This is a genomic window from Pseudomonas syringae, assembly GCF_001698815.1.
In the GTDB taxonomy this organism is placed as follows: domain Bacteria; phylum Pseudomonadota; class Gammaproteobacteria; order Pseudomonadales; family Pseudomonadaceae; genus Aquipseudomonas; species Aquipseudomonas syringae_A.
In genome coordinates, this window is the sequence record NZ_LGSI01000066.1 from 24400 (window position 1) to 35755 (window position 11356).

Below are 11356 nucleotides of genomic sequence, written 5' to 3' on the forward strand. Positions count from 1 at the left end.
GCGTCGTGCGCTGGCTCTGTCGTCATGCGTCTGCGTGAAGGGATTGCGCTGCGCGCTGAATGCCTGAATCGAGTGAAAACTGCTAATGGAATGGCTTTATCTGAATACCAGGGAGTTCACCCCGCGACCCTTCATGGCAGGCGGGCTGGCGGGCTTGATGTTGTTCGCGCCGCTGTCTTCGGCCGCCGACAGTGGCGATGTGCCGACCGTGAAGTTCAATACCGCGTTCATCCAGGGTAGCGACCAGCCCCCGGAACTCACCGAGTTTCTGCGGGCCAACAGCGTACTGCCCGGAACGTATCGGGTGGACATCTACGTCAATCGGGCATTGAGCGGACGTCGCGACATCAGTTTCAACAAGAACACGGTTTCCGGCCGTGTCGAGCCGTGCCTGACGCTGCCGATGTTGCAGGCGTTCGGACTCGATGTAGAGCGACTGCCGGAGTCGCGGCAAAGCTGTTTCGATCTGGCGCAGGTCGAGTTTGGCCGGGTCGATTACCAACCCAATGCGTTGCGCCTCGATATCAGCGTGCCGCAAGCCTTGATGACGCGCAGCTCCAGAGGCTTCGTGTCGCCTGATCTGTGGGACGCGGGCGAATCCGTGGGCTTCGTCAATTACAGCTTCAGCACCAGCCGCCGCCGCAATCGCCAGAGGGATGTCGATAGTTATTATCTGGGCCTGCGCAACGGCATGAATCTCGGCGCATGGCGTCTGCGTAACGAATCTTCCCTGGCGTACGGCAGCGACCAACCCTATCGCTTTCGCAGCAATCGCACCTTTGTGCAGCGCGATATCAGCACGCTCAAGAGCCAGCTGACCCTGGGCGAGACGTTCACCGATTCCCAGGTCTTCGACAGCGTGCGCTTCAAGGGCGCCGCGCTCAGTTCCGACGATGGCATGCTGCCCGACAGCGAGCGCATCTTTGCCCCGGTGATACGTGGCGTCGCCGAAACCAATGCCGCAGTGGAAGTCCGGCAGAACGACTTCCTGCTGTACAGCGGCAATGTTTCACCGGGCCCCTTTGAAATCACCGACATCTATCCCAGCGGCTCCAATGGCGATCTGCAAGTCACGATCACCGAGGCCGATGGGCGTCGGCGCTCGTTCACCCAGGCATACGCCGCGCTGCCCATCATGGTGCCGCAAGGGGCGTTGCGTTTCAGCCTGGCGGCCGGACAACTGGACGACAACGGAAATAATCCCGAATCGCCAACCTTTGCCAGCGCGGCGTTGATCTATGGGTTGTCGGAGCGGATCACCAGCTTTGGTGGCTTGCAAGTGGCCGAGGATTATCAGGCCAGTAACCTCGGCGCGGGGGTCAATACCGGCTTGGGCGCGCTGTCTGCCGATGTCACGCAATCGATCAGTGAAGTGCGCAACGAAAGTCGCGTCGGGCAAAGCCTGCGCCTGCGTTACGCCAATACGCTGGACGTCACCAATACAACTCTGGCGATCGCCGGTTATCGTTATTCGACCGAAAAATACCGGACGCTGAATGAGCATGTCGATGAGCTTGGCAACATTGCCCGGCGGCTTTCGGCAGGCCGCGCCAAGGACCGTTTCGAGCTGACGGTCACCCAGGCGTTCGCCGATCCGTCCGGCAGCCTGAGCCTGACCGCCTCGGAACAGCGTTACTGGAATCTGCCCGGCAAGACCCGCCAGTTTTATCTGGCGTGGAACGCCACGTGGCGCAGCCTCAGTTACAACCTTTCGCTGGAAAGCAACCGCGAGGTGGGCGGTGCGCTGGAGGGTGACAGCGATCAGCGGATTGCCCTGAGCGTGACGATGCCGCTGGGTTCCAGCCCCGGTTCGTCGCGGCTTTCGTTCAATGGTGTGCGTGACAGTTCGGGGGATTACAACGCGCAAGCAGGACTCAATGGTCAGGTGCTGGATCAGCGCAGTACGTTTTATTCGGTTCAGGTCGGTCAGGACAACCGCTCCGGCAGCTTCGGCTCCGGCAAAGTCAGCACCACCGCACCTTTCGGTCGCTTCGAGGCCGGTTACAGCCAAGGCCGGGATTACGACGCGTTGAGCCTGAGCGCGGCCGGCTCTCTGGTGGCCCATGCAGGCGGCGTCAATTTTGGCCAGTCGCTGGGCGAGACTTTTGCCCTTATCGAAGTCCCCGCCGTCAGTGGCGCGAGACTCACCAGTTTCAATAACGTCGAGACCGCCGCCAACGGTTACGCGGTACTGCCCTACGCGCAGCCGTATCGCAGCAACTGGGTCAGTCTCGATACCCGGCAGTTGGGCGCCGATGTCGACCTGGGAAACGCCGTCACTCAGATTGTGCCGCGTCGTGGCGCGATGGCGGTGGTGCGTTTCAAGGCTTCGGTGGGGCGTCGGGTGCAATTCGAACTGGTCCGCGCCGATGGCAGCAAAGTGCCGTTGGGCGCCAGTGTCGAAAATGCCGAGGGCAAGTCGTTGGCGGTAGTTGATCCGACCGGACGCGCCTTGGTGCTCAGTGATCAGGACAGCGGCGAGCTGCAGGTGAAATGGACCGGCAACCAGTGTCGGGCGCCGTTTGCCTTACCGGAAAAAGACCCGCAACGCGCCTACGAGCGAGTCAAGGTGATGTGCCAATGAACCGTCCGGTGTTGTGGATCGTGGTGGTTTATCTGTTCTTGACGCTGTTGATCTCGGTGCCGGGTCTGAAAGCCTTTGGCGCAGTTTCCCTGACCGGCACACGCTTGATTTTCGATGGGCGCTTTCCTGAAGCCAGCCTTGCTGTGACCAACCGCAGCGACCATCAGGTGTTGATTCAAGCCTGGCTGACCGATGCCCGCGACGACGATGGCGATCCCGGCAAGGCTGGTGGCGAGTTGCCTTTTGTGCTGACGCCGCACCTGTCGCAACTGGACGGGCAGGGCAAACAGCTTTTGCGCCTGCTGTATCAAGGCAGTGGTATTGCCCAGGACAGGGAATCGCTGCTGCACCTGTATGTGCTGGAAATCCCTCGGCGCGTCGAAGGCCGGAATCAGCTGAGCATCGCCATTCGCCAGCGCATCAATGTGTTTTATCGACCTCGCGGTTTGCCCGGCGATCCGGCTGAAAGCGCGAGCCTGTTGCGCTGGACGTGGCCTGCAAACGGCCCGCTGCGCGTCAGCAATCCCACGGCTTTTCACGTCGCGCTGCAAAACGTGAAGGTGGGCGTCGTCGAACTCAGCGATTACCTGTTGCTGGCCCCGGGCGCGAACCATGAGTTTGCCCTGCCGGAGTCAAGTCCGCGCCCGCAGCGCCTGTCGTTCAGCGCGCTTACCGATTACGGCGCAGCGCGCGCCTGGTGCGCCCATATCAACGAGCGAGAGCCGGTAAACCCTCGCTTGCTCTACCCTGTTTTTCAACAGCCAAAGGAATGCTGATCATGAATCGTCCCCATCACCCGCGCTGGTGTCAGCTGCTGTTCGTGGCACTGTTGTTGAGTCCGGCCAGCTGTTTTGCCCTGGTCTGCAAAACCCAGGGCTCGGGTCAGACGCTGATTCGCGACGATCTGGACAGCAGCGTAGCGATCCCGGCCACGCTGCCGGATGGCGAGATTGTCTGGCGCTCGCCGCGACACGACATTCAGGTCGAGTGCGCCAAGGACGCCATGCCGCAAGTGCGGGAAGAAATCTTCGTGTACCTGAATCCGGATAATCAGCAGATCGGCCAGGGCATCCGCTCGGGACTGGCATTGGCGGGAATCGACCACCTGCAAAACGGCGGGCGGATCGCGACCGGTCAGTTCCTGCCGGTGTGTCATGAGAGCCCATCCAATATCGCGGCCTGTCCCAAAGTGACGTTCAATCTTGGCTTCTCGATGTTCATCCAGAAATTCGGACCCACTCCGCCGTCTGGCGTCGCCAGTGACCTGCTGGACTATCGGCTGTTCCAGCTCGACGGTGTCACCGGCCCCAATCCGTTGCCCGGCCAGAACCTCAGCTACATGATCAATAACCTGAGTGGGTTACGTTTTGTGGCCTGCGATGCCGAGCTGCAGATCGTGCCCGAGACCGTCGAGTTTGGCGCCATCGGTATTCAGCAGGTGGCCGTGGGGAAAGTCATCGACCGCCGACCGTTTTCCCTGACGACGCGGCGATCCTGCGATTCACCGTTCAGCCTGGGTGCGCGTTTCAAGCCCGTCACGGGCGCGTTGGCGGGGGATTTCCTGATTCCAGCGGCCAATAACGCGGTGGGCATCCGTATCGTCAATGGCCGGGACAACACGGTCCTGCGCTACAACGAGCCATTCCATCTGACCGATATGCTCGACGATGTTTCGTCCGCGAGTGCGGACTTCAATGCAGAGTTGGTCTGGCAGACGTCACGACCCAAAGCCGGGCCGTTCGAGGCGGAAGTGATGGTGGATCTGTTCTACAAATAGCGTTAGCCGATGGGAGGTGAGGGGCGGTACAGGCGGGTCGCGAGGGATTCAGGTATGCTGCGCGGCCGTTCGACGACCCAATCCCATTTTCTGGAGCCTTCCATGACTTCTGCTGACCAAACACCTGCTCCTGAAACCGTCGTCGATGATGCGGCCACAGACAAGAAAACCGCGATTCCAGCGTTCAGCTTCCCGTTCAAGCCTGCCGATTTCGCGCAGAACAAGAACGATCAGCCCTGGTATCAGCAATCGAACAAATCCGGCCACCACAAAACCCCGGGCGTCGCGCCACATGGCACGCGCAAGACAATGGGTAAGCGCTGATCCAGTCGCGATTTTGTGGGAGCGAGCTTGCTCGCGAAGCGTCTATGGCGTTACGCGGTGCCTCTCTTCAAGCACGTAATTCGTTGGAGCGAGGCTTGCCCGCGAAGAACGATAACGCGGTGGGTCTGACTCACCGAGGCGCCTGATTCGCGGGCAAGCCACGCTCCAACGGACTGTGTCAGGCCTGCAGCGCAATGAACATATACCCCTGCGGCTCGCTGCACAGCACATTGGCGCCCGCCACTTGTAGCGTGTCGACAACCGCTTCCCCTGCAACGTGAAAGCTCCAGCCCTCGTGCTCGGACGGACAATCAGCACCTTCAAGTACGTGCACCACCGCTCCGGCAAAGGCGCTCATGTCGGGCAGATAAGCGACAAAGCCGTTGCCTTTGAGCGCCGTGGTGCGGATCCCCAGGTGCTGACAAATGGCTTGCTTGGCAACGATGTCATCCCGGTCGGCCTGGCGCGATTGTTCGATCAGTGCCATCAGTTGCGTATCGACCAGTTGGCCACCGACGATCAGGTCCGGGCCTTGTTCCCAAGATTGCGGCGGACAGCCCTTTGATTCTGGTCGAAGAGGGATATGCGGATTGATTTCCATCGGATAGATACGGCACACCAGTGGCCGACGTTCATAGATGCGGCAGAGATTTTCCGCGTCAAGATTCCGACAAGGGCCGACGTTGTAGGCGGCGAAAGTGATGGCCACATGGACCTCGGCTGCACCGCTGGCAACCACTGTCGAGCGGCGCAGCGCATGGTTCAGCTGGGCGGGGTCAACGCCATAACCATCCGCCAGAAACGCCTCGGTCAGAACGATCACTGTGCCGCCATCGGCCGCCCAGTGCATGGCTTCGGTGAGTGTCAGGGGAACGTGGTGGTCGGTGCAGCAACTGCCACAACCAACGCAGGAAAACTGGGTGTTCATTGGCAAACGATCCGTCATGACAGGCGCGGAACAGAGCGGCAAGAACTTGCTGCTCACACGGCAAAGACAGAAGTCGAAGCAAGTTATGCGCCAGCGACCTTGACCGTCGCCGGCAGATCATTTCGGGAAGTTACTTCTTCGGCGTCGGCTTGAGCGTATTCCACTCGGTCACCGTCGCCTTTTTGCTATGGCGGTTGTACAGGCACAGCTCGGCGCCGGGCTGATTCTTCATGTGTGGCTGCGGATAACGTCCTTCGAGCATCAGCGCTTCGTAGCCGACGCTGTCGTCAAATCCCGCTTTACCGGAAGGTTTGACACTCTTGAGCTGGCTGGCCTTGATGCAGCTGTCGACCACTGCCTTGTCCAGCGCTTTCCAGGCATCGGTGCTTGAAGCATGGGCCTGGCCGGCGATGGCGATCAGGGCGAGCAATAACGCGGTGGCTGATTTCATGTCCATTTCCATTGGGCTTGTTGGATCGGCGATTATGCCAGATCGAACTCGGTCATTGCCGAGCGCTGCACGTAGCGCATCCCGGCTTTTTCATAAAGCCGTCGGGCATCGAAGTTGTTTTCCATGACTTTCAGGTCCACCCAGCCTTCGCCGCGCAAGCCGAACGTGTGGAAGCCATGATTGAGCAGAGCCAGTGCAATGCCCTGACGCCGGGCGCGAGGATGAACGACCAGATCCTTGATAAATGCGCTGGTCCAGCATTGCATGACACCCACCAGACCTGATTCGTCCCAGGCTGAAAAACACAGGCTCGGATCGAACTCAGGATCGGTGTGGAGGGTACGCAGCCAGGTTGGATAATCCGTCACGCTGCCGCCGCCGTTTTGATAGCCAAGGATCAGCAGCTGATGAATCTGCATCGCGTCTTCGGGCGCAAAGCCCTGCCGAACCTGTTGACTGGCAGAGGTGTTGATCGGGTGGATGCCTTGCAGATCCCGACGCATCAGCCAGCAATGCCGGTCCGAACTGCCGAGGGGATCGGCAGCCAGTCGGGTTTGCTGGTTTTGCCAGGTCAATGATGGCTGGCTTGCACCGCACGTGCCGCCGTGATCAAACATTTGGTCAACTCGGGGGACGAGAACTTGGTCAGCACGGCATTGGCACCTGCCGCCTGGGCTTTTTCGCTGTTCATCGCGCTGTCCAGCGAGGTATGCAGCAGGACATAAAGATCGTTGAAGTCCGGGGTCTCGCGCAAGGTGCGCGTGAATGCATAACCATCCATCTCGGACATTTCGATATCCGAAACCACCACATTGATCTGTGCCGGTGAGCCTTGCAGCTCCAGCAACACATCGATGGCTTCCTTGGCGCTGCGGGCCGTGTGGCAATCGAGGCCGAGGTTGCGCAGGGTAATCAGTGATTGCTGCAAGGCCACCTGACTGTCATCGACCACCAGAATTCTCGCGGCGGCCAGCAGTTCGGTTTCTTCCGCCGTCAGCGCGTTAGGTTCGACGACGATTTGCGCAGGCGCAATGGCATGAATGACTTTCTCGATATCCAGCACCTGCACCAGCACGCCATCGACCTGGGTTACCCCGGTAATGAACGACTTGTTGCCCGCGCCGTACGGCGGCGGGCGAATGTCGGTGGTCAGGCAATGGACGATCTTGCTCACGGCCTGGACATGCAGACCCTGCTTGGAGCGGCTGACGTCGGTGACGATCAGGCAACCGCCGTCCGGGTCCACCAGTGGTCGCTCGCCGATGGCGCGGCTGAGGTCGATCACCGACAGCGCAGCACCGCGCAAGGTGGCGACACCTTTGACGTGTGGATGGGATTCGGGCAGCCGGGTCAGGGCGGGGCAGGGAATGATCTCGCTGACCTTGAGTAGATTGATCGCCATCAGCTTGCCGCTGCGCAATGTGAACAGCAGCAGCGAGAGGGAATCTGCGCGGACGTTCTTGGAGGACATATAAACCTTCTGGCCTTAGGTGTCTCGCTGCAACGAGCAGCAGACAGCTTTCTCTGGAGGGTTATCGACCTGCGAGACGCTCGCTTGAGGTTTTTTCTGTAACCGGTGTGCAAAATTATTCCATCGGGAGGCGTATTTCAGCTTTCTCATGATGCCCGATGATGTCGAGTCAAAAAGACCGCGCGCTGTCAAAGTGACTTGATCATGTGTGTTGTCATTTTGACTTTGTGTAATTATCTATTTGATTTTATTGAATAAAATTCCTGGCACGATTGCTGATACAACAAGGTAGATCTTATAAAGTCCCGCGTGCCAGGAGTACCTCATGTTGAAAGCCTCAGATCGTGCCATCGTCAAATCCACTGTGCCACTGCTCGAAAGTGGTGGCGAAGCATTGACCACTCATTTCTACAAAAAAATGCTTTCGGAATACCCGCAAGTGCAGCCCTTGTTCAATCCGGCCCACCAGGCAAGCGGTGCTCAGCCAAGAGCGCTGGCCAACGGTTTGCTGATGTACGCCCGGCATATCGATGAGCTGGAGCAATTGGGTGATCTGCTCGCCAAGATCATCAACAAACACGTCGCGCTGCAAATTCTTCCCGAGCACTACCCGATTGTTGGCAGCTGCCTGTTGGCCGCCATTGCTGAAGTGTTGGGCGAGGAAATCGCCACCGATGAGGTCATCAATGCGTGGGGCAACGCCTATCAGCAACTGGCGGATATCCTGATCGGCGCCGAAGCCGTGATCTACGACGAAAAAGCCGAGGCTCAAGGCGGCTGGCGCGGGACGCGTGAATTCAAACTGATGGACAAGGTGGTGGAAAGTGACGAGATCACGTCGTTCTACCTCAAGCCTGCGGACGCAGGTCCGGTGCTGGATTTTGCCGCTGGCCAATACCTGGGCTTGCAACTGCACATCAACGGCATCGAGATGCGTCGCAACTATTCGCTGTCGGCGGTTCCTGGCGGCGGCCAGTACCGGATCAGCGTCAAGCGTGAACCGCACGGCAAGGTGTCCAACTATTTACACGATCAGGTGCAGGTCGGTGACAGTCTTCAGGTCTTCACGCCGTCCGGGGAATTCATCCTGGCGGCAAGCGACAAACCGCTGGTGCTGATCAGTGGCGGGGTAGGGATCACGCCAACCCTGGCCATGCTTGAAGCAGCGCTGGAGACCTCGCGTCCGATCCACTTCATCCACTGCGCGCGCAATGGCGGCGTCCATGCCTTCCGCGAGTGGGTTGATAATCTCGCGGCCCGTCACCCGCAGCTCAAACGCTTTTACTGCTACGACGAAGACGACGGCGTAAGTCCCGCTGCCGATGCCGTGGGTTTGCTGAATCAGGCGCGACTTGAGCAGTGGTTGCCAGAGGATCGCGATCTGGATGCCTACTTCCTCGGTCCCAAGGGTTTCATGGCTGCCATGAAGCGCCAACTCAAGCTTGCCGGTGTTCCGGAAAAGCAGAGCCGTTATGAATTCTTCGGCCCGGCTTCTGTCCTTGAGTAAGCTGCGACAAAGCGCCGCACTCTTCTATATATAGAAGGGCGCACTGCGACAAAAAGCCGCATCCTTCTATATATAAGAAGGATTCGGCTTTTTTGCGTTTCTGGCAGTGCCTTGTGCCGGATGCTGGCGGTGATCGTGCATGGCGTATTTTTGAAGGTGCATGACGCAGGTCAAGGCGAGGGTATGCCATCCGGTGGCCAAATGTATCCGTACAGCGGGTCAGGTCTTGAGTTGTCCGGCCCGGCCCGTGATTATCCCGAGCGATCGGGCCGTTGTGCATTTACACTCTCGTGGTTGAGAACCCACGGCTGGCTTCAATGGGCCCAGGCATGGATCGACGATCCATATGGACACCCTGACAAAAGGTATGTGAATGAGCGACAACATGTTGTACCTGAAACGCGAGAAACGCTTTCTGGTCTTGCTGGGCGTGATTTGCCTGGCCTTGATCGGTGGCGCGTTGTACATGCAAGTGGTGTTGGGCGAGGCGCCATGCCCGCTGTGCATCCTGCAACGTTATGCGCTGTTGTTCATCGCCATCTTCGCCTTCATCGGCGCCGCGATGCCGGGCAGCCGCAGTATCACCGTGTGCGAGGTGCTGGTTACCTTGAGCGCAATAGGCGGAATCTTCGCCGCAGGCCGCCACGTGTACATCCTTTCCCACCCCACCGAGAGCTGCGGCATCGATGTGCTGCAACCGATCGTCGACGGTTTGCCCCTGGCATTGATCTTTCCCCTGGGTTTTCAGGTCGGCGGCTTTTGCACGACCCCTTATCCGCCAGTCCTCGGTCTTTCCCTGGCGCAATGGGCGTTGGTGGCCTTCGTTCTGACTGTCGTGCTGGTTCCAGTCGGAATCCTGCGTAACCGACGCAAGCGTCACGGTTTACAAGGCCTCTAAGGCTAAGCGCTCCGTAAAAACGGAGCGTTTTTCTTGTGAAAATTCCGTCGTTGTTTCGTCATCGTTACGTATTCGGAAACAAACTGTTGCTAAATAAACCATAGTCATAAAAATCTTACATATCTACAATCCCCGCACTTACCGCTCCGGTCCACCGAGTGATAAGCAGTTTTCAGGGTCCCAAAGCGTCTTTTTACACACTGTGTAGAGTGTTTTTGCGGCCTTTGTTAGCACTCGGAATGTCCGCGCCAAAGGGAATTGGCCTGCAAAACAGGCCCAATGCCACCAATCAAATAAGAAACTAAAGATAACGTCGGATTTGTCGTTACGCTTGCATGCGTCCTGACAGGGCCCTGTTCAATCCAAAAATATGCCAGCACCGGCAGGCTTTAGTGTTGGCGGTCGAAAACCAATTGCACTGCGCAAGCTGCTTTTGCTTTTAGAGGTCGTGAGATGAGTAAAAAAAGGTACCCCAGGTTTTTTGGCTTCTTGGCCCTTTTCAGCATGCTTTTGCTCAGTGGTTGCGAGGGCGTGCCTCTGCTCGATCCGAAAGGACAAGTAGGGATTGACGAGCGAAACCTGATTATTACCGCCACGCTGCTGATGTTGATTGTCGTGATTCCGGTCATCTTCATGACCATTATCTTCGCCTGGAAATATCGCGCATCGAACAAGAACGCGACGTACACGCCTGACTGGTCGCACTCCACGAAGATCGAAATCGCTGTATGGGGCATTCCACTCGCCCTGTTGATCGTCCTGGGCTACATCACCTACGTGTCTACTCACGCTCTCGATCCGTACCGCCCTATCGACTCCGACGTCAAGCCGGTTACGATCGAAGTGATCTCGATGGACTGGAAATGGGTATTCATCTACCCGGAACAGGGCATCGCCACGGTCAACAAGATCGTGTTCCCGGCCAACACGCCGGTCAATTTCAAAATCACCTCTGACTCGGTAATGAACTCGTTCTTCATTCCAGGTCTGGGCGGCCAGGTGTACGCCATGGCGGGCATGCTGACCAAGCTGCACTTGATCGCCAACGAGAACCACGAATTCAACGGTATCTCCGCCAACTACAGCGGCGCGGGCTTCACCGGCATGAAATTCAAGGCGATCTCGACGTCTCAGGCTGATTTCGACGCCTGGGTCACTGAAGTCAAGAATTCACCGAAAAAGCTTGAAACGTCCGAATACGCAGCCTTGCTCAAGCCAAGCGAGCGTAATCCCGTCGAGCTCTACTCCAAGGTCACTCCAAACCTGTTCCAGGCCGTCATCGACAAGTATGAAGGCATGAAACCGGGCAAGGCGAATCCTCACGAGCAGGAAGGCAACGCTCACGAGGCGGGACATGCCGGTATGGAAGGGATGGACATGGGTAAGCATTCAGCTGCTGGGGCAGAGGAGTAAACG

11 protein-coding genes are annotated in these 11356 nt (G+C 58.2%); 7 read left to right on the forward strand and 4 right to left on the reverse strand.

What is annotated here, in order from left to right:
- Positions 1–133 precede the first annotated feature (133 nt).
- From AFK24_RS22315 to AFK24_RS22330, 4 genes are all read left to right on the forward strand, one after another.
- Positions 134–2584, forward strand: coding sequence for a fimbria/pilus outer membrane usher protein (locus AFK24_RS22315; RefSeq protein WP_065835367.1), 2451 nt, complete (start codon positions 134–136; stop codon positions 2582–2584).
- The gene (locus AFK24_RS22320) at positions 2581–3360 is read left to right on the forward strand and encodes a fimbrial biogenesis chaperone (RefSeq protein WP_065835299.1); all 780 of its coding nucleotides are present in this window, start codon (positions 2581–2583) and stop codon (positions 3358–3360) included. Before AFK24_RS22315 ends, AFK24_RS22320 begins: the two co-directional genes overlap by 4 nt.
- Positions 3361–3362: 2 nt before the next feature.
- Positions 3363–4361 carry a fimbrial protein gene (locus tag AFK24_RS22325; protein ID WP_080482250.1) on the forward strand — a complete coding sequence of 333 codons (999 nt, stop codon included), beginning with the start codon at positions 3363–3365 and terminating at the stop codon, positions 4359–4361.
- Positions 4362–4463: 102 nt separating this feature from the next.
- Entirely contained in the window at positions 4464–4685 is a 222-nt protein-coding gene (locus tag AFK24_RS22330) for a hypothetical protein (RefSeq protein WP_065835368.1), read from the forward strand.
- A gap of 178 nt (positions 4686–4863) precedes the next feature.
- On the opposite strand, the gene AFK24_RS22335 is transcribed toward AFK24_RS22330, so the two are convergent.
- The 4 genes from AFK24_RS22335 to AFK24_RS22350 form a co-directional block, all read right to left on the reverse strand.
- On the reverse strand, positions 4864–5613 hold the full coding sequence (locus tag AFK24_RS22335) for a YkgJ family cysteine cluster protein (protein ID WP_065835301.1): 750 nt from the start codon (positions 5611–5613) through the stop codon (positions 4864–4866).
- Positions 5614–5743: 130 nt separating this feature from the next.
- A complete protein-coding gene (locus AFK24_RS22340; RefSeq protein ID WP_065835302.1) occupies positions 5744–6064 on the reverse strand; it encodes a hypothetical protein in 321 nt (106 codons plus the stop codon).
- Positions 6065–6096: 32 nt separating this feature from the next.
- Positions 6097–6681: a GNAT family N-acetyltransferase gene (locus tag AFK24_RS22345; protein ID WP_080482251.1), complete on the reverse strand. Its 585-nt coding sequence runs from the start codon at positions 6679–6681 to the stop codon at positions 6097–6099.
- A complete protein-coding gene (locus AFK24_RS22350; protein WP_065835303.1) occupies positions 6636–7535 on the reverse strand; it encodes a chemotaxis protein in 900 nt (299 codons plus the stop codon). The genes AFK24_RS22345 and AFK24_RS22350 overlap by 46 nt, the downstream gene beginning before the upstream one ends.
- 325 nt (positions 7536–7860) lie before the next feature.
- Here AFK24_RS22350 and hmpA point away from each other — a divergent pair, with 325 nt between their 5' ends.
- The 3 genes from hmpA to cyoA all read left to right on the forward strand — a co-directional run bounded on the left by hmpA (position 7861) and on the right by cyoA (position 11353).
- The gene (gene hmpA, locus AFK24_RS22355; RefSeq protein WP_065835304.1) at positions 7861–9042 is read left to right on the forward strand and encodes an NO-inducible flavohemoprotein; all 1182 of its coding nucleotides are present in this window, start codon (positions 7861–7863) and stop codon (positions 9040–9042) included.
- A 373-nt stretch (positions 9043–9415) separates the two neighbouring features.
- A complete protein-coding gene (locus AFK24_RS22360) occupies positions 9416–9940 on the forward strand; it encodes a disulfide bond formation protein B (RefSeq protein WP_065835305.1) in 525 nt (174 codons plus the stop codon).
- Between the two features lie 453 nt (positions 9941–10393).
- The gene (cyoA, locus tag AFK24_RS22365) at positions 10394–11353 is read left to right on the forward strand and encodes a ubiquinol oxidase subunit II (protein ID WP_065835306.1); all 960 of its coding nucleotides are present in this window, start codon (positions 10394–10396) and stop codon (positions 11351–11353) included.
- The last annotated feature ends 3 nt before the right edge of the window (positions 11354–11356 follow it).